Here is a 17,525-nt window from a genome sequence, read left to right as displayed (position 1 = left end):
AAAATCAAGATTAATTACTGATTACTTTAATGTTGCAGCGTGAGCCATTCCTAGCTTCGCATTTGACATTTGAGCACCACTCCAGAAAGGAACAGCAACATCAGCAAATTCTTTCATTGAATCATATACTTTTTTGAAGAACTTGTTTTGTTCAGCATTTTTATTCAATGTAGCTTTTGCAGCAGCCATATATTCTGTGAAGTAGTCAGAAGGAGTATCTTCTAATTTAACTCCATGTTTAGTAGTTAGCTCTTGTAAAGCTTTTCCATTTTCATAGATTCTGTAACTTAAAGATTTAGCTAATGAAGCATTAGCAGCAACTTCAAGAGACTTCTTCTCATGAGCAGTCATAGCTTTATAAGTTTTTCCAGTAATATAAAAGTCAGCATTTACCACTACTTGGTGTAAACCTTGTAGATAGTAGTGCTTTAATACTTTTTGGAAACCAAATGTTAAGTCTGGTTTTGGACAACACCATTCAGCAGCATCGATAGTTCCTGCTTCAAGAGCTGGTAGAATATCTCCACCACCCATTGCAACAGACGCTATACCAATGTCTTTATAAGTTTGTCCTGGAATTCCTGGAGGAGTTCTGAATTTATATTTTCTAAAGTCAGCCATATCTTTAATTGGTTTTGGAAACCAACCTAAAGCTTCTGGACCAACTGGTTGAAGCATAAATCCTTTGATATCTCTTCCCATTTCTTTCCAAAGTTGGTCATATAATTCTTTACCACCACCATATTGGAACCATGATAAGAATGCTAAGTTGTCAATACCAACTCCACCACCAGCTACTGGCGAACCAAATAACATAGCAGCAGGGTGATCCCCTGACCAATAGTGAGTCCATGCGAAACCACAATCGATCAAACCTTTGTCAACAGCATCAAGAGTTTCTTTAACTCCTACAACAGCACCTGCAGGTAAAATTTCAAATTTTAACGAACCAGATGTTAATTCTGTTACTGTGTCAGTAAAGTCCTTTAACATTTTAACTTCATCAGCCTTCGTGTTAAGAACTGTTTGACATTTAAGTGTTTTTGCAGCGTTAGCACTAGAAGTAAATCCAAGCACCAAAACAGTTGCAAATAACATTGAAATGATTTTTTTCATTATATTTCCTCTTGTTAGTTAAATTTAACTTGATGCATACAATCAGAAAAACAATGTTGACACAAGTGACAATTGATAAATATGAGTGTAAAAACAATAAAATACTTAAACTAAAAAAAGATTCAACTATTAATGGAAAATTTTGATTACATTATTTTAGGAGCAGGTTCTGCTGGCTGTGTTCTTGCAAATAGACTTTCTGCAAATCCATCAAATAAAGTTTTGTTAATCGAAGCTGGCGGTAAAGATAATTATCCATGGATACATATTCCAGTTGGTTACTTTAAAACTATGCATAATCCAAAAGTTGATTGGTGTTTTAAAACTGAGCCTGACGAAACAATGAATAATAGATCGATTAGATATCCTAGAGGAAAAACTTTAGGTGGAAGCTCTTCGATTAATGGACTTTTATGGATTAGAGGTCAAAAAGAAGATTATAATGTTTGGAGACAACTAGGTAATACAGGTTGGGACTGGGAAAATGTTTTACCCTATTTTCTTAAATCAGAGAATAATGAATTAGGAAAAAGCGAATTTCATAATGATAGTGGTCCAATTACTGTAGCAAATAAAAAAATAAATTTAAAACTACTTGATGAGTTTCAAAACGCAGCTGAAGAATATGGAATACCTAAAACTAATGATTTTAATACTGGAGATAACTTTGGTGTAGGTTTTTTTCAATTCACTACAAGTTTTAATAAAGCAGGATTAAAACTTAGATGTAGTGCTGCTAAAGGATATTTAAATCCTGTAAAAAAAAGATCTAATTTAAAAATTGTAACTAACGCACATGTTCAAAAAATAAATTTTGAAGGTAAAAAAGCTATAGGTGTTAATTATTATACTGGAGAAAAAATTAATACTGTGAATGCCAATAAAGAAGTAATTTTATCAGCAGGATCAATCGGATCTCCTCATATTTTGCAAGTATCTGGAATTGGTGAAGCTAACAAACTTAAAAACTTAGGTATAGAGGTTGTTCACGAGTCAAATGGTGTAGGTAAAAATTTACAAGATCACTTAATGTTTAGGCCAGTATATAAAGTCAAAAATTTAAAATCTCTAAATAGAAAAGTTGAAAGTTTATTTGGAAGATTTTTAATGGGACTTGAATATTTGGTTAATCAAAGTGGGCCTGTAACCATGGGAGCTAGTCAAGTTTGCGGGTTTGTTAAAAGTGATCCATCAAGAGCTACTCCTAATTTACAATTTCATGTATCTCCTGTTAGTACAGACATATTAGGTGTTACTCCGATGCATGACTTTGAAGGAATTACTCCAACTGTTGCAAATGTTAGACCTACAAGTAGAGGTGAAATAAATATAGTAAGTAATGATAGTAGAATTTATCCTAAAATTAAAATGAACTATTTATCTACTGATGATGACAGAAAGGTTGCGGCTCAAGGATTAAAAATTGTCAGAAAAATAATGCTAGAAACTAAAACATTCAAACAATATGAACCAGAAGAATATAGACCTGGAGTTCATATAACTGATGATGAAGAATTAGTTAAAGCTGGTTCAGATTTTACTCAAACGATTTTCCATCCTGTTGGTACCTGTAAAATGGGACAGGATGATATGGCGGTTGTTGATGAAAAACTTAAAGTTAAAGGTATTCAAAACTTAAGAGTAATAGATGCTTCAATTATGCCAAACATTACTTCGGGAAATACTAATGCACCCACAATAATGATTGCAGAAAAAGGTGCTGATATGATACTAGGAAGTTAATGTTTGCCGAATTATTTACTCCAGAACAACTAACAATATTAACTCAAATCATTTTAATTGATTTAGTTTTGGCTGGAGACAATGCAATTATAATTGGAATGGTTGCATCAAAATTTCCATTAGAACAAAGAAAAAAAATTATTTTTTTTGGTATTGGTGGAGCAGTTATTTTAAGAATTATCTTAACTTTGCTTACAGCATATTTGTTGCAAATAACTGGCTTAAGGCTTCTTGGCGGAGTTCTTTTACTTTATATTGTCTACAAACTTTACACTGACGTAATTAAAGGTTCTGATCATGAGGAAGATGTAAAAGTTGATAACTCAAGTTTTCTAAAAGCTATTTGGACTATTTTATTGGCCGACTTTACAATGAGTTTAGATAACGTTTTAGGAGTTGCGGGTGCAGCAGGTGACCATTATGGATTGTTAGTATTTGGTTTAGTTTTATCAATTGCATTAATGGCTTTTGCTGCAACATTAATTTCAAATTGGATTAAAAAATATAAATGGATTGCTTGGGCTGGTTTATTAGCAATATTAATTGTTGCTATTGAATTGATTTACACGGATATTCAAATATTATTTTTATAATGTATTTAAAAAATTATAACCTTAAAAATAAAACAGCTGTAGTAACTGGAGCTGGTAAAGGACTTGGAAGAGCTTGTGCAATTGCTCTTGCTGAAGCTGGTGCTAATTTAATAATTATTAGTAGAACTCAAAAAGATTTGAATGAAGTTTCAAAAAAAATAAAGAAACATAAAGCAAAATGTAAATCTTATGTCTGTGACATCACGAATTACAATGAAATAAAAGAAATAATCAATAAACAACCTAAGATAGATATATTGGTTAATAACGCTGGAAATAACATTCCAGAACATTTTACAAAAGTTAAAACAAAAAATATGGAATACTTAGTTAAGATAAACACAATAGCGACATTCAATCTTGCACAATTATGTGCTCTTAAAATGATTAAATCAAAAAATCGAAAAAAAGTTGGTGGTGCTATTGTTAATATGTCCTCACAAATGGGACATGTGGGTGGACCCATCAGAAGTGTTTACAATATGACCAAATGGGGATTGGAAGGATTAACGAAGGGTATGTCTCTAGATTTAGCAAAATATAATATTAGAGTTAATACTGTGTGTCCTACTTTTGTGGTTACCCCAATGACTAAAAAGTTTTTAAAAAATAAAAAATTCAAAACAGAAACACTAAATAATATTCCTTTAGGAAGATTTGCTGAATTATCCGAAGTAGCATCAGCTGTTGTTTTTTTAGCTTCAGATGCGGCCTCAATGATTACGGGAACTTCATTACTGGTCGATGGCGGATGGACTGCAAAATAATATCTAGGTTATTTTTCTTAATAATCTTTTTTACTACAACACAATTAAATGCAATTGAATTTAAAGGTAAATTTTTACAAGGTCATTATATTATTGGAATTACTGATCCAGCTGCAAAAATCATAATAGGTAAAAAAGAAGTTAAAGTTTCAAAAGATGGCTATTTTGTATTTGGAATAGACCGAGATAGAAAATTTGATATCAGTGTCACTAAAATTATTAACGGTAAAAAAGAGATAATAACTAAGCAAGTTTTAAAAAGGAAATATAATATTCAAAGAATTGATGGCTTAGAAGAGAGTAAAGTTACTCCACCTGAATCTGTTTATAAAAGAATTAAAGAAGAAAATAATAAAATTGGAGAAGCAAGAGCAATTAATTCTGACTTACCTTTTTTCAAAAATCAATTCATTATGCCAGTAGAAGGAATAATTAGTGGTGTTTATGGAAGCCAAAGAATTTTAAATGGTAAACCTAAATGGCCTCATTACGGGATTGATATTGCAGCTAAACAAGGAACTCTGATCAAGTCTTCCGGTTCAGGTGTTGTAACAATGGCAGAAGATGATCTTTATTATACAGGTGGTACAATTATTATGGATCACGGTCATGGTATATCTACTATATATTCTCATCTTGAAACTGTAATGGTTTCTGTGGGTGATAAAATTAATCAAGGGGATATCATTGGAACAGTTGGATCAACTGGTAGATCAACAGGACCACACTTAGATTTTAGAGTAAATTGGTTTCAAACTCGACTTGATCCAATGTCGGTGATAAATTAAACTAAGCTCTTGTGGGACACCTGGCAACAGAACGCCCGGGTTAAATTTCAGATCTAGCTCTTAATCTTTCATACATGAGCCTTGCTTTAACACCTAGATTTAAAAAAGGTTGAGGTGGTAACCATGTTGGTTTGTTTCTTGCTTCAATAGTTTCAATCTCCTTTGTATTTTCATTGCTTGCTTTAATAGCAATTTGCTCTCCAAATAAAGTACCAACTCCAATACCTGAGCCATTATAACAGCCTGCAACAAATATATTTTCATTTATTTTTTCAAAAATTTGAGAACTATTTCTGGTTCTTGAAACTATTCCAGACCATGTTGATTGAATGATGTCATCTCGTAATTGGGGAAATCTTTTTTTAATCCCTATCTTTTGTTTTATTGATCTTTTATCTAACTCAGATTTAGACATTTGGTAAGGATTATAAACTTCTGCAGTATTTCTAATTAAAATTCTTCTATCCTTAGTCATTCTTATAGTGGCCCCCATTGGTCTAACCGGTAACACTCCCCACTCCTTTGGTTGGCCAATTGACTCGAACTCTTCATCCGTTAATGATCTGGTCATACTAGCTGTTAAAGTAATAGGAAAATTATAATTAGATTTAATTCCTAGAGATTTTAAAAATCCGTTTGTAGCAAATATAATCTTTTTGGTTTTTATAGATCCATTTTTAAAATTACAAATGACTATATCATTAAGCTTCTTCCAATTTAATAGCGAGGAATTTTCATAAAGGCTTACATTTTCTGGCAATGTATCGACCATAGCTCTAACCAATTTACCTGGATGTAATAAAATTCCTCCTTTAGTGTGAAGAGCAATGTTATAAAAATTAGTTCCTAATCTTTTTTTTAAATCTTTATTTGATAATAAATTATGCTCGAAACCTAATTTAGATAAAGTGTCAGAGAAATTTTCTAGAATTTTTTTATCTTCTTCTTTAGATGAAGCAAAAAACTTTCCACATTCGTTCCAATCACAATCTACCTGATGTTCTTTAATAAAACTTTTAACGGCTTCTATTCCCAATTTATAGATGTCTGCTTTTTTTTTGTAATTATCCAATTCTTTATTGGAGGTAAAACCATCATTAAGTGTTGTATCTACTAGATAGCCTGAGTTTCTTGAGCTAGCACCTTCACCAGCTAACTGAGCATCTACTAATAATATTTTTTGATTTGGATATAATTGACCTAATTTTCTTGCAGCAGATAATCCTGTGTAACCTGCACCTATAACTAACCACTCGCAATCTAAATTTGACGTAACTGATTGGATATTACTTCTCGGAGTTAGATCATTAATCCAGCTACAAGTATTATCATTTACAACTTCCATAAAGGAAGATTACGATAATTGAATACTATTTTAAAGATTTTATGAGACTAAACCAAAGAAGGTTGTTTTTTCATATCTGCTTTGTTGATCCCAGCTACTTTAACTGGTTTCTTCATAGCATCTCTTCTAAACGGTTCACCTAATTCTTGGTTTAATATAACTTCAATAAAAGTTGTAATGCCTTTCTTTTGATCTTCACAAGATTGTTTGATAGCACTAGTAGTTTCTTCCATAGTTCTTACGGTTACTCCTTTTAAACCGCAAGCATCAGCAACTTTTGCATAACTTAATTCTGGATCTAATTCTGTCCCAACAAAATTATTATCAAACCAAAGTGTTGTATTTCTTTTTTCTGCGCCCCATTGGTAATTTCTAAAAATTACCATTGTAATTGCAGGCCACTCTTCTCTTGCACAAGAGCTCATTTCATTCATGCTTATTCCAAAAGCTCCATCACCAGCAAAACCTATAACTGGGGTATCAGGACATCCAATTTTTGCACCTAAGATTGATGGAAAACCATAGCCACAAGGTCCAAATAAACCTGGTGCCAAATATTTTCTTGGTTTTTCAAAAGTAGGATACGCATTTCCAATCGCACAATTATTTCCAATGTCACTTGAGATAATTACATCATCTGGCATTCCAGCTTGTATTGCTCTCCAAGCTTGTCTTGGTGACATTCTATCAGCATCTCTTTCTCTTGCTTCTTTGTTCCAAACTGTTCCTTCATCATCATCTTCATGATCTAAACTTGATAATTTTTGTAACCAAGCTGATTTAGTTTGATGAATCAAATCTTTTCTCTTTTGTCTATCAGTATCTCCTGCATTAGAAGATAGTTTTTCTAAAATTTGCTTAGCTACTAATTTTGCATCACCACTAATACCAACAGTAACTTTTTTAGTTAAACCAATTCTATCTGGGTTAATATCTACTTGAATAATACTTGCTTTCTTTGGCCAGTAATCAATTCCGTAACCTGGAAGAGTTGAAAAAGGATTTAATCTTGTTCCTAATGCTAAAACGACGTCTGCTTTAGAAATTAATTCCATAGCTGCTTTTGATCCATTATACCCTAGAGGTCCAACTGCTAAAGGATGACTTCCCGGAAAACTATCGTTATGTTGATAACCAGAACAAACTGGTGAGTCTAATTTTTCAGCAAGTTTTTTTGTTTCTTCAATTGCTCCACCAATTACAACTCCCGCTCCAGATAAAATTACTGGAAATTTTGCTTTCGATAATAGGTCTGCTGCTTTTGAAATTGCTTCAGCGCCTCCACCTTGTCTTTCTAATCTTACAATTGGAGGAAGATCAATATCAATTACTTGACACCAGTAATCTCTTGGAACATTAATTTGTGCTGGTGCTGAACCTCTAATTGCTTTTTCAATTACTCTATTTAGTACTTCTGCCATTCTTGAAGGATCTCTAACTTCTTCTTGGTAACAAACCATATCTTTAAATAAATTCATTTGTTCAACTTCTTGGAAACCACCTTGTCCCATTGTTTTATTTGCAGCTTGTGGTGTTACTAATAATAACGGAGTATGATTCCAATAAGCAGTTTTAATTGGTGTAACTAAACCTGTTATACCAGGTCCATTTTGTGCAATAACCATTGACATTTTTCCTGTAGCTCTTGTGTAACCGTCAGCAATTAATCCACCATTTGTTTCATGAGCAACATCCCAGAAAGTAATTCCTGCGTCAGGGAAAATATCAGATATAGGCATGAACGCAGATCCTATAATTCCAAAAGAGTGTTCAATTCCATGCATTTGTAAAACTTTTACAAAAGCTTCTTCTGTTGTCATTTTTGTCATTAATAGAACCTTTCTAAATTAGTAAATGAATAATTTTATAAAAACTAATTGTTAATTTTTGCGATTAATATATAAGATTTTAGAAAATTCAAATAAACAAATCGACACTATATATATGGCAACCGATATTATAATCCACGATCAAAAAGACAATGTGGGAGTGGTTGTTATTGAAAAAATAACTCCAAAACAAGACTGTAATTGCTGGATTATGGAAAATGACAGCTCTGTCAATATTCAATCAGTGGACGAAATTCCTTTAGGACACAAAATAGCAATGGTTGATTTAAAAGAGGGAGATACAATTCTTAAATATGGTCATGATATAGGTAAGGTTGTTAAAGCAATAAAAAAAGGTGAGCATGTACATGTTCACAATGTAAAAACAAAGAAGTGGTAATTATATGGAAATCCCAAAAAGTTTTTTAGGTTATAAAAGAGAAAATGGAAGAGCTGGAACAAGAAATCATGTAATTATTCTTCCTGTAGATGATATTTCAAACGCTTGTGCAGAGGCTGTAGCAAACAATATTAAAGGAACCATTGCTCTACCTCACTCATATGGAAGACTTCAATTTGGTGCAGATCTTGAATTACATTTTAGAACTATGATTGGAACAGGAAGTAATCCAAATGTTGCCGCTGTTATAGTTATTGGAATTGAACCTAAATGGACAAAAAGAATTGTAGATGGAATAGCTAAAACTGGAAAACCAGTTGAAGGTTTTCATATTGAAAGAACAGGTGATATTGGCACTGTAATGAAAGCTTCTAAAAAAGCTCAAGAATTTGTTATGTGGGCATCAGAAAAACAAAGAGAAGAGTGTCCAATCAGTGATTTATGGATATCTGTAAAATGTGGAGAGTCTGATACTACATCAGGTTTAGCCGCTAATCCTACAGTTGGAAATTTAATGGATAAACTTGAGCCTCTAGGAGTTCATTTGTGCTTTGGTGAAACTTCAGAACTTACTGGTGCTGAAAAAGTTTGTGCTACCAGAGGAGCCACAAAAGAAGCCTCAGACAAATTTATGAAAACCTGGAGTTCTTACAATGATTTTATATTAAAAGAAGCAACAGATGATTTATCAGAAAGCCAACCTACAGCTGGAAATATTGCTGGTGGTTTAACAACTATTGAGGAAAAAGCTTTTGGAAATTTCCAAAAAATTGGAAACTGTAAATTTGTTGACGTTCTTGAACCTGCTGAAGAACCAAAAAAAGGGAAAGGTCTTTATTTTATGGACACATCGTCAGCAGCAGCTGAATGTGTAACTTTACAAGCAGCAGCTGGATTTAATATTCATTTATTTCCTACAGGCCAAGGAAATATTGTAGGTAACCCAATAGAGCCTGTAATCAAATTAACAGCAAACCCATTAACAGTTAAAACTATGGGTGAACATATTGATTGTGATGTATCAAAAATTCTTTCAAGAGAAATGAATATGTCACAAGCTGGTGATGAACTTATCAAAACAACTTTAAAAGTTGCTAACGGTAGACTAACTTGTGCTGAAGCTTTAGGTCATAGAGAATTTGTTATGACTAAACTTTACAGAAGTGCTTAATATAAAAATTATTTAGCAGGTTTACTAAAGTGTTTTTTTCTTAAATCAGATAAAAATCTTCTAATAAATGCTGCAGCTACACCTAATGCTACTGCAAAGAATATAGAAAATAAACTATATGCTATTGGCATTTCTTTCGAAAACTTCTGAACTAAAGTTGATAATGGTGTTAAATCTTTGTCACTAACTTTAACTTGACCATTTAATACATGTTCAGCAAAAAATGTGTCATAAGCTATAGCGATACCTACTATTAATAATAAAATTGCAAGAAGAGCTTTCAAGCCAGAACTATCAATTGATTGACCAATTTTTTGACCTGTTTGAACTCCAATTATAGAACCTATCACTAACATTAAAACCAAAATTAAATCTATAGATCCATAATTGAATGCATGAAGGAAAGTTACAATCACACTTACAAAAATTGTTACAAACAAAGATGTTCCAGGTACTAATTTAGTGGGCATCCCAATGATATAAATCATTGCAGGAACCAAAATAAATGCGCCGCCTATCCCCATAATTGCAGCAATAAAACCTACAAATAATCCAATTATAATTGGTGTAAATGCACTTTCATAAAGTTTTGATTTAGGAAACCTCATTCTAAACGGAAGTCCGTGTATCCAATAATGAACGTGTAATTTTTTTTTAATTAAAGTATTTTTTCTTGCTTTATCTATTTCTCCTAGACTTTCAACAAGCATAAGAGTTCCAATAATTGCAAGAATATACATGTAGGCAAGAGAAATAACTGTATCGATCTTACCAATGCCTTTAAAATAAGAAAAAGTATAGATACCTAATATAGTTCCAATTGCTCCACCAATGACAATCATAAAGCCCATTTTGTAATCTAAAGTATTTTTTAAATAATGCGTTGTTGATCCAGAAACTGAGGTTGCTAGAATATTATTTGCTTCATTTGCAACTGCATAAGCAGGTGGTACTCCTAAGAAAATTAAAAATGGTGTCATCAAAAAACCACCACCAACACCAAATAAACCAGATAAAACTCCAACTATCGCACTCAATAAAATTATTTCTAGTGCACTAACATATACTTGAGCTATTGGTAAAAAGACTTCCATAATATTTAACTAATTTCTAAAAATTAACTTAGTTAAATGTAACAAATGTGCCAATTATTATGATGCACCAATAAGTTAATAATCCGAAAAAAATTCCTGTTTTTAAAATATTTTTTTTTATAAATGAGATTTTGTTGAAAATATTTTCTTTTGAAATTAGCATCTAGCCACTCAATAACACTAGAGCAAAATTTGTCAAACTTTTAATAGATAGTAGCTCCAAAAACTTTTACAGAACCATCTTCGATACCCAGGACCAATCTACCTAAAAATTCTCCAGGTATCTCTTTATTAGTTTGTTTAATTAAGACTGTAATGTGTTCACCTCTTCTTAGACATCCGAAAGGCTCGAAAGTCTCTTTTAAATTAGTAATTAGCTTATTATTAGCCCATTGTTTGCCAAGCTCTACCTCATTTGCTCCAAATAACATTTGAGTTGAGAAATCTCTAGTAAAACCTCCATAGTCCTTCATGTTCGAAGCTTTAACAAGGTTGTCCCAAATAGGTTTAGCGATTGCAAAAATCTCTTCGTCTGATTTTGCCAAAAGATCCATAATATGACTTTAAATGACTATGATGCCTTCTTCTTCTCTTTTTCGTCCACAATATGATAAACTGGAACTTTTTCCATTGTAAATTTCCCAGTTTTAGGGTCTCGTCTTGAAACGGTTAAACAGTGCCAATTATCATCATCGAGCTTCATGTGATCTCCTCTATAATAATAACCTGGCCAACGAGTTTCTTCTCTAAATAAAGTATGTTCAGTTACACATTGAGAAGTCAATGTTCTATGTTTTAACTCCCATGCTCTCATTAGCTGATGGTAATCTTCTGCACCTACATTCTCTAGATCCTCTTGAAGCCAATCTAATAACTCAAGAGCTCTTTTTAACATATTACCATTTGTCATGTAATTTGAAGTTATACCACCTACATACTCATCCATAATTTTTTGAAGTCTTTGTAGACCTTGAATTGGAGAAATGTAACTAGGTGAAACAGTTCCACCTGTTATTTCATTTTGTGCAACAGTAAAAGTTTCTAAAGGCTTATAAACAGCTTTTTTGAAATCATCACATTGTTTATCTGAAACATTGATACCGTCTGCTTTTTGATCTTGAATATATTTTACAGCTGCTTTTGCTGCTAGTCTTCCTTCTGTGAAAGAACCAGATGAAAATTTATGAGCACTTCCTCCAACAGTGTCACCTGCTCCGAAAAGTCCATCAATTGTTAACATTCTGTTATATCCCCAGAAATATTCTGGTGGAGATAAATCCTCTGGACCACTTACCCATGCTCCTGAACAAGTTGCATGTGAACCCATAACATAAGGTTCTGATGTTGTTAATTCAGGATTCGTATATTTTGGATCAATATTTTGTGAAGCCCAAACCACCGCTTGTCCAACTGTCATTCCTAAAAAGTTTTCCCAACCTACTGTTTCTAAATGTGGGTCTTGGAAAGCTTCTTTTGTTACCATATGAATTGGTCCACCGCCTGCAGCTACTTCTTGAATAAATGCATGATTTCTTAAACAAGTAGGTGTTGGATGATGATCTATATATTCACCGACTAATTCTTTTGTTTGATCATACCATTTCTTTTCATAATTCTCACCATTAGCATTTTGCGTATATGTTTTAAGATGTAAAAAATATGCTCCAACTGGACCATATCCATCTTTAAATCTACATAAAACAATTCTATTTTCCATCTGAGTCATCTTTGCACCAGCTGCTATTGGTAATGCATATGCTGAACCATTACTCCAAGGAGCATACCAAGTTCTACCCATACCTTCTCCAACAGCTCTAGGTTTAAAGATATGAGAAGCTCCACCTGCTGCAACGATTACTGCTTTTGCTCTAAATACATGGAAGTCTCCTGTTCTCATATTAAAACCAACAGCTCCACCAATTCTGTTTTCTTTAGCTTCATCCATCAATAAATGAGTTACCATAATTCTATTGTAAATTTTATCTGCTGATTTCTTTGCAGCTTCAGCAACTATTGGTTTATAACTTTCACCATGAATCATGATTTGCCATTTTCCTTCTCTTAAGTATCTTCCAGTCTTTTCATTTTTCATCATTGGAAGACCCCATTCATCAAACATATGAACTGTTGAGTCAACATGACGAGCCATGTCATAACCTAAATCTTCTCTAACCATTCCCATTAAATCATTTCGAGCATATCTTACATGGTCCTCAGGTTGATTTTCATCCCATTGCATACCCATGTAACAGTTAATTGCATATAAACCTTGTGCAACTGCTCCACTTCTATCTATGTTAGCTTTTTCAACACAAACAATTTTTAAATCTCTGCCCCAGTGCCTTGCTTCAAAAGTAGCACCTGTTCCAGCCATACCACCACCAACAACTAGTATATCACAATCTTCAAAATGAGTTTTATGTTTGGCCATTAATAGTAAACTCCTTTTTTAAAAGAATCTTTTGGAACTGAAGGTAATTCTTTGTTTGTATTTAAACCTTCTGGTTCACTATATAATCTTTGAGAATTTATTTCACCTTGGTTTGGTGTGTCTCCATCAGCAAGTTTTGGTATAAATTTGCCCCAAGGTTTTGTTGTAATTGGTGAAACAAAGTTTTTCTCTGTTCCATTTCTAAATTTTATTTTCCAAGAGATTGTTCCTTTCTCCTCTTCTCTTCTAACTCTTACGCTATGTCCCATGGGAGCAAAATCAGCATATCCTCTTACATCGATTGCATGATTAGGACAGGCTTTAACACATGAATAGCATTCCCAACAAAAATTTGGTTCAATATTTTTTGCTCGTCTTATATTTTCATCAATGTGCATAATATCTGACGGACATATATCTACGCAATGACCACAGCCATCACATCTAGTCATGTATACAAAAGTTGACATAATTTTTTATTTTTCTCCTTTTTCTATTAACATATTAATAATGCTTTGGCTCTTCTCTTTTTATACCTAGGCCAAATTGCTCAGGTGCATCTGCTGGTGGAGGAAGATTGTCTCTTGAACCATCAGCCTCTGCCAAATTTTTTTGAATTGCTGCTCCTGGTTTGTAAAACATATGTGCAAATTTAGACCAGTAAACACCACCAAATAAAATTAAATTAGCTGCTATAAATAATATTAAAAATAAATATGAAAAGCCTATTTGACCATTAAATTGTGTATAAGACCAAAGTAAACCAAAAGTAGCACAAGCGAGCAATGCTAGCACAAATAAATCTGCTTTAATAACTCTATACCAAGGATGAGCTTCTGCTGAAACATCAACTCGAAGAAAAAACCAAAACCAATATCCACCTAAACAAGTTAAAATTGCCCCCACATGCCAAAGCATAGACCAAGTCTCAGAATTTGATTTATCAGCGCCAGTATAACAAAAAACTAAAACTGCAGATGATAACCAAAATAAAATTGTTCCATACATACCAAGAACATGTGCAAGTCTTCTCTTACCAAATCCTAATTCAGATGTTGTACCTATATCAACCACTGTAGTTTTTGCTATGATTGAAGTCTTTTCTCCTATTCCTAATTCTTTTGTTGCAGCGAGCTTTGCTTTTTTTGCGTTATTAAAAAAGTAAGTTAAATTTTTATGGTTTATCATTTGTATGATTGTTCCAACTGCTATCAATAATACCATTGCAATAATAAAATATTGCATAGCAAGTGGTGAGACTGTCTCGGCTAGAATTGAAAAAGGATTGTTACTTAATATTTCCATCTTTGATTAAATTTTTGAATTATTTTTTGTAGTTTTATATATAGTTGAATCAATAGTTCAACCTCAAACTCCAGTCAATTTGTCTTTAATAACAGGCTATTTCTTTCTTTTATAATGTTGTTTGTTTGGTATTACTGACCTAACTCCTCCTTGGGGATTCTCTACATCATCTTCTCTTCTAGGAATCAAATGAAAATGACAGTGTAAAATAGATTGACCAGATACTTTTCCTATGTTTGTTCCTAAATTAAATCCTTTTACTGATTTATCTTTTGTTAATATTTCATCTTTTACAATTTTAATTAGTTCATGACATGCTGTTAATTCATCTTTTGTTAATTCAAAATAATCTTTCATGTGTCGTTTGGGGATTATAAGGCAATGATGTTCTGACACTGGATAGCTGTCATAGCTAGCATAAGCTAAAACATTTTCATGAGCGCAACCACTTTCACTGACATTACAAAATAAGCATGGATTATTTGGATCTCTCATTGATTAAAATTTGTTAAATTACTGTTTTTAATGGCTGAATTATAATATTTTGTGAGAATATTGAATTTATTAAGATTTTTTCTTTTCCAATTAATATCTTTAATTGTTTTTACTGAAGCAACACCTTTGCCAGATCCAATTAATATAATTTCATCATAAGTATTCAATTCTTTTACAAATATATCTTTTTTAATTATTCTTTTTATTTTTGTTTTAAAATATTTAAATGTATTGCCCTGATAATAATCTTTTTTAGGTGTAAAAAATTTATTATCTTTTACAAAAAATAAATTGGAAGTCCCCGTTTCTAAAAGTTTTTTATTTGAAACTAGACCAATATCAGATCTAGAATTATCCATTTTAGATAAATAAGATAAAATTTTCTTATATTTCAAATTTTTATATTGAGGTTTCTCTCTTTTTAAATTTACCAATTTCAAATCAAAATTTAATTTAGGTTTAATTCTTTTTCTTAAAGAAATTGAAATAATTTTTTTATTTAAAGCTACTCTTAATAAATGATTATATTTCTTATTTTTTGTTAAATTTTTATTTATCAATTTGAGGATATCTTTTTTAATAGATTTTTTTGTTATGCCATAAGTTTTAAGTGATTTGATTAAATTTCTAATATGACTTTCAAAAAATAAAATTTTTGATGGTTTGCCAAAAATCCACATTGTAGTGAAAACACCATGATCTCCCCAAAGATCTTTAAATTTAGTTTCTTTTAAATCTTTAAGCTGAAAGGATTTTTTTAATAAGTAAGTTGCCATTGATTGTTAAAAAAGACTCTGGGTGAAATTGAAATCCATAAATTTTATCTTTATAATTTTCAAAAGACATTGCTACTTTTGATTCTAAACATCTCATAGTTATCTCAAAATTGTTTATTTTAAAAGGTTCTTTTAATTTTAGGGAATGGTATCGACCAACTTTAAATATTCTACCTTTTTTAAATAAGGAATGATTACTAATAACTTTAATATTTGATTGAAATCCATGATAAATTTTTCTTTGTTCAATAATTTTTGCACCTTCACTAAATAATATTTGCTGAAATCCCAAACAAATACCAATAATTTTTTTTTTTCCTTTATATTGTTTATAAATTTTTGATGTTAATGGATAGTTTTTAGGGTTGCCAGGACCTGGTGAAAAAATAATTACAGAAGCTTCCTCAAGTTTTTTTTTATTCAATTGATTGTAATTATCACAATGAACTTTATCAAATAATGAAAATTGATGAACTACGTTGTGTGTGAAAGAGTCGTTGTGATCTATTACGTAAATCATTTAAATAAATCAATTAATGCTTTTGCTTTAATATAATTTTCACTGAATTCATGCTTTGCGTTACTATCTACAACCACACCTGACGCAACAGATATTTCAGAAACATTTTTAAAATTTAAAATTGATCTAATAATTATATTAAATCTCATATCTCCATTAAATTTTATATATCCAAAACTACCAGTATAAATATTTCTATTTTCTTTCTCTTGGTTATTTAAAAGATTTAATGTGTTTATCTTTGGACAGCCAATTACGGATCCTCCCGGCATCATGGCTTTAATAATATCAATGTTTTTTATTTTTTTTTTTAATTTTCCTTTTATGAGACTAACATAATGAAAAAGATCTTTATATTCCTCTACAATTTTTTGTTTTTGTAACTTAACGGAACCAACTTTACAAATTCTAGATAAATCATTTCTCTCCATGTCAACAATCATATTATGTTCTTTTGTCTCTTTAAGATTTTTTTTAAAATAATTTAAAGCTCTAATCTTATTTAAAGCCTTAGTCTTTTTAACTGTTCCAGCTATTGGTTTTGTAGATATATTAGAACCTTCTTTAGTAATTAAATTTTCTGGGGAACAGCTAATTATTGAGTAATTCTTATCCCTAATCATAAAAGCCTCGGGAGCTAAATTTGTTTTTGATAATCGAGAAAAAAAATCTAAAGGATTGATTTTGGATTTTGTTTTATATTTAGTACAAATCTTTATTTGATAGGTTTCACCACTTTTTATCTTTTTTTTAAATTGATTGAAAATTCTTTCATAAGAATTTTTATTTATATTTATCTTAAATTTACTTCCTTTAAATTTATCCTCATTTTTATAGTTAAGTTTGTTACTAATTTTAAGTATTTTTTCAGGTTTATAAAAAATTCCTTTTGGAAAGTTTATATTTTTTTGATTTGGTATTTTAATATTTATTAAATTGTTTAATAATTCATAGCCAAAAAAACCAATAAATAAATCAGTTTCTTTTTTTTTATTTTTATATTTTTTATTTAAAAAACTGCCTACATTTTTGTTATTAAGAATAATCTTTCTTGAAAAATTTGTATACAAATCAAAACCTTTTTTAGACTTATAAATTATATAGGGTTTCCCTGAATGGTGTATGTCTGCTAATTGTTTTTGTGTGTTCAAT

18 protein-coding genes are annotated in these 17,525 nt (G+C 31.2%); 6 read left to right on the top strand and 12 right to left on the bottom strand.

Features of this window, described 5'->3' with window-relative positions:
* Positions 1 to 21 precede the first annotated feature (21 nt).
* Positions 22 to 1,116, bottom strand: a complete 1,095-nt coding sequence (locus tag ACTTAV_RS03800) for a TRAP transporter substrate-binding protein (protein WP_440670310.1) — start codon at positions 1,114 to 1,116, stop codon at positions 22 to 24.
* Between the two features lie 132 nt (positions 1,117 to 1,248).
* Between ACTTAV_RS03800 and ACTTAV_RS03795 the strand changes: the two genes are divergently transcribed.
* Genes ACTTAV_RS03795 through ACTTAV_RS03780 form a run of 4 tightly spaced genes read left to right on the top strand, consistent with a single transcriptional unit; the run spans position 1,249 to position 5,007 of the window.
* The gene (locus tag ACTTAV_RS03795; RefSeq protein WP_440670308.1) at positions 1,249 to 2,859 is read left to right on the top strand and encodes a GMC family oxidoreductase; all 1,611 of its coding nucleotides are present in this window, start codon (positions 1,249 to 1,251) and stop codon (positions 2,857 to 2,859) included.
* The gene (locus ACTTAV_RS03790; protein ID WP_440670306.1) at positions 2,859 to 3,452 is read left to right on the top strand and encodes a TerC family protein; all 594 of its coding nucleotides are present in this window, start codon (positions 2,859 to 2,861) and stop codon (positions 3,450 to 3,452) included. The genes ACTTAV_RS03795 and ACTTAV_RS03790 overlap by 1 nt, the downstream gene beginning before the upstream one ends.
* A complete protein-coding gene (locus ACTTAV_RS03785; protein WP_440670305.1) occupies positions 3,452 to 4,219 on the top strand; it encodes an SDR family NAD(P)-dependent oxidoreductase in 768 nt (255 codons plus the stop codon). Before ACTTAV_RS03790 ends, ACTTAV_RS03785 begins: the two co-directional genes overlap by 1 nt.
* Positions 4,204 to 5,007 (top strand): M23 family metallopeptidase, encoded by an 804-nt coding sequence (locus ACTTAV_RS03780; RefSeq protein ID WP_440670303.1) that lies wholly within the window; start codon positions 4,204 to 4,206, stop codon positions 5,005 to 5,007. Before ACTTAV_RS03785 ends, ACTTAV_RS03780 begins: the two co-directional genes overlap by 16 nt.
* Positions 5,008 to 5,047: 40 nt before the next feature.
* Here the strand turns inward: ACTTAV_RS03780 and ACTTAV_RS03775 are convergent, their stop codons facing one another.
* Both ACTTAV_RS03775 and xsc read right to left on the bottom strand, forming a co-directional pair.
* Complete coding sequence (locus ACTTAV_RS03775; protein ID WP_440670302.1) at positions 5,048 to 6,352, bottom strand: NAD(P)/FAD-dependent oxidoreductase; 1,305 nt, start codon at positions 6,350 to 6,352, stop codon at positions 5,048 to 5,050.
* Between the two features lie 47 nt (positions 6,353 to 6,399).
* A complete protein-coding gene (gene xsc, locus ACTTAV_RS03770; RefSeq protein WP_440670301.1) occupies positions 6,400 to 8,181 on the bottom strand; it encodes a sulfoacetaldehyde acetyltransferase in 1,782 nt (593 codons plus the stop codon).
* Positions 8,182 to 8,296: 115 nt separating this feature from the next.
* Between xsc and ACTTAV_RS03765 the strand changes: the two genes are divergently transcribed.
* Both ACTTAV_RS03765 and ACTTAV_RS03760 read left to right on the top strand, forming a co-directional pair.
* Positions 8,297 to 8,581: a UxaA family hydrolase gene (locus tag ACTTAV_RS03765; RefSeq protein ID WP_440670300.1), complete on the top strand. Its 285-nt coding sequence runs from the start codon at positions 8,297 to 8,299 to the stop codon at positions 8,579 to 8,581.
* A gap of 4 nt (positions 8,582 to 8,585) precedes the next feature.
* Complete coding sequence (locus tag ACTTAV_RS03760; protein WP_440670299.1) at positions 8,586 to 9,752, top strand: UxaA family hydrolase; 1,167 nt, start codon at positions 8,586 to 8,588, stop codon at positions 9,750 to 9,752.
* An 8-nt stretch (positions 9,753 to 9,760) separates the two neighbouring features.
* Here ACTTAV_RS03760 and ACTTAV_RS03755 read toward each other — a convergent pair whose 3' ends face one another.
* The 9 genes from ACTTAV_RS03755 to ACTTAV_RS03715 form a co-directional block, all read right to left on the bottom strand.
* Positions 9,761 to 10,846: a sulfite exporter TauE/SafE family protein gene (locus ACTTAV_RS03755; RefSeq protein ID WP_440670297.1), complete on the bottom strand. Its 1,086-nt coding sequence runs from the start codon at positions 10,844 to 10,846 to the stop codon at positions 9,761 to 9,763.
* 203 nt (positions 10,847 to 11,049) lie between these two features.
* Positions 11,050 to 11,400, bottom strand: coding sequence for a hypothetical protein (locus tag ACTTAV_RS03750; protein ID WP_440670296.1), 351 nt, complete (start codon positions 11,398 to 11,400; stop codon positions 11,050 to 11,052).
* A 17-nt stretch (positions 11,401 to 11,417) separates the two neighbouring features.
* Positions 11,418 to 13,277, bottom strand: a complete 1,860-nt coding sequence (gene aprA, locus ACTTAV_RS03745) for an adenylyl-sulfate reductase subunit alpha (protein WP_440670295.1) — start codon at positions 13,275 to 13,277, stop codon at positions 11,418 to 11,420.
* A complete protein-coding gene (aprB, locus tag ACTTAV_RS03740; protein WP_440670294.1) occupies positions 13,277 to 13,747 on the bottom strand; it encodes an adenylyl-sulfate reductase subunit beta in 471 nt (156 codons plus the stop codon). Before aprB ends, aprA begins: the two co-directional genes overlap by 1 nt.
* A 34-nt stretch (positions 13,748 to 13,781) precedes the next feature.
* Complete coding sequence (locus ACTTAV_RS03735) at positions 13,782 to 14,576, bottom strand: adenylyl-sulfate reductase (protein ID WP_440671029.1); 795 nt, start codon at positions 14,574 to 14,576, stop codon at positions 13,782 to 13,784.
* 102 nt (positions 14,577 to 14,678) lie between these two features.
* Positions 14,679 to 15,077, bottom strand: a complete 399-nt coding sequence (locus ACTTAV_RS03730; protein WP_440670293.1) for an HIT family protein — start codon at positions 15,075 to 15,077, stop codon at positions 14,679 to 14,681.
* Complete coding sequence (locus ACTTAV_RS03725; protein WP_440670291.1) at positions 15,074 to 15,853, bottom strand: aminotransferase class IV; 780 nt, start codon at positions 15,851 to 15,853, stop codon at positions 15,074 to 15,076. The genes ACTTAV_RS03730 and ACTTAV_RS03725 overlap by 4 nt, the downstream gene beginning before the upstream one ends.
* A complete protein-coding gene (locus ACTTAV_RS03720; protein WP_440670290.1) occupies positions 15,816 to 16,373 on the bottom strand; it encodes an aminodeoxychorismate/anthranilate synthase component II in 558 nt (185 codons plus the stop codon). Before ACTTAV_RS03720 ends, ACTTAV_RS03725 begins: the two co-directional genes overlap by 38 nt.
* On the bottom strand, positions 16,370 to 17,524 hold the full coding sequence (locus ACTTAV_RS03715) for a chorismate-binding protein (RefSeq protein ID WP_440670289.1): 1,155 nt from the start codon (positions 17,522 to 17,524) through the stop codon (positions 16,370 to 16,372). The genes ACTTAV_RS03720 and ACTTAV_RS03715 overlap by 4 nt, the downstream gene beginning before the upstream one ends.
* Position 17,525: the final 1 nt, after the last annotated feature.

It is taken from the genome of Candidatus Pelagibacter sp. HIMB1483 (assembly GCF_052048135.1).
Taxonomy (GTDB): domain Bacteria; phylum Pseudomonadota; class Alphaproteobacteria; order Pelagibacterales; family Pelagibacteraceae; genus Pelagibacter.
Note: the sequence above shows the minus strand (reverse complement) of the source record. Positions and strands in the feature narration are given on the sequence as shown.

Coding starts and splice junctions, on each gene's coding strand:
- ACTTAV_RS03800 (WP_440670310.1), bottom strand. CDS start 1,116: ATGAAAAAAATCATTTCAATGTTATTTGCAACTGTTTTGGTGCTTGGA.
- ACTTAV_RS03795 (WP_440670308.1), top strand. CDS start 1,249: ATGGAAAATTTTGATTACATTATTTTAGGAGCAGGTTCTGCTGGCTGT.
- ACTTAV_RS03790 (WP_440670306.1), top strand. CDS start 2,859: ATGTTTGCCGAATTATTTACTCCAGAACAACTAACAATATTAACTCAA.
- ACTTAV_RS03785 (WP_440670305.1), top strand. CDS start 3,452: ATGTATTTAAAAAATTATAACCTTAAAAATAAAACAGCTGTAGTAACT.
- ACTTAV_RS03780 (WP_440670303.1), top strand. CDS start 4,204: ATGGACTGCAAAATAATATCTAGGTTATTTTTCTTAATAATCTTTTTT.
- ACTTAV_RS03775 (WP_440670302.1), bottom strand. CDS start 6,352: ATGGAAGTTGTAAATGATAATACTTGTAGCTGGATTAATGATCTAACT.
- xsc (WP_440670301.1), bottom strand. CDS start 8,181: ATGACAAAAATGACAACAGAAGAAGCTTTTGTAAAAGTTTTACAAATG.
- ACTTAV_RS03765 (WP_440670300.1), top strand. CDS start 8,297: ATGGCAACCGATATTATAATCCACGATCAAAAAGACAATGTGGGAGTG.
- ACTTAV_RS03760 (WP_440670299.1), top strand. CDS start 8,586: ATGGAAATCCCAAAAAGTTTTTTAGGTTATAAAAGAGAAAATGGAAGA.
- ACTTAV_RS03755 (WP_440670297.1), bottom strand. CDS start 10,846: ATGGAAGTCTTTTTACCAATAGCTCAAGTATATGTTAGTGCACTAGAA.
- ACTTAV_RS03750 (WP_440670296.1), bottom strand. CDS start 11,400: ATGGATCTTTTGGCAAAATCAGACGAAGAGATTTTTGCAATCGCTAAA.
- aprA (WP_440670295.1), bottom strand. CDS start 13,277: ATGGCCAAACATAAAACTCATTTTGAAGATTGTGATATACTAGTTGTT.
- aprB (WP_440670294.1), bottom strand. CDS start 13,747: ATGTCAACTTTTGTATACATGACTAGATGTGATGGCTGTGGTCATTGC.
- ACTTAV_RS03730 (WP_440670293.1), bottom strand. CDS start 15,077: ATGAGAGATCCAAATAATCCATGCTTATTTTGTAATGTCAGTGAAAGT.
- ACTTAV_RS03725 (WP_440670291.1), bottom strand. CDS start 15,853: ATGGCAACTTACTTATTAAAAAAATCCTTTCAGCTTAAAGATTTAAAA.
- ACTTAV_RS03720 (WP_440670290.1), bottom strand. CDS start 16,373: ATGATTTACGTAATAGATCACAACGACTCTTTCACACACAACGTAGTT.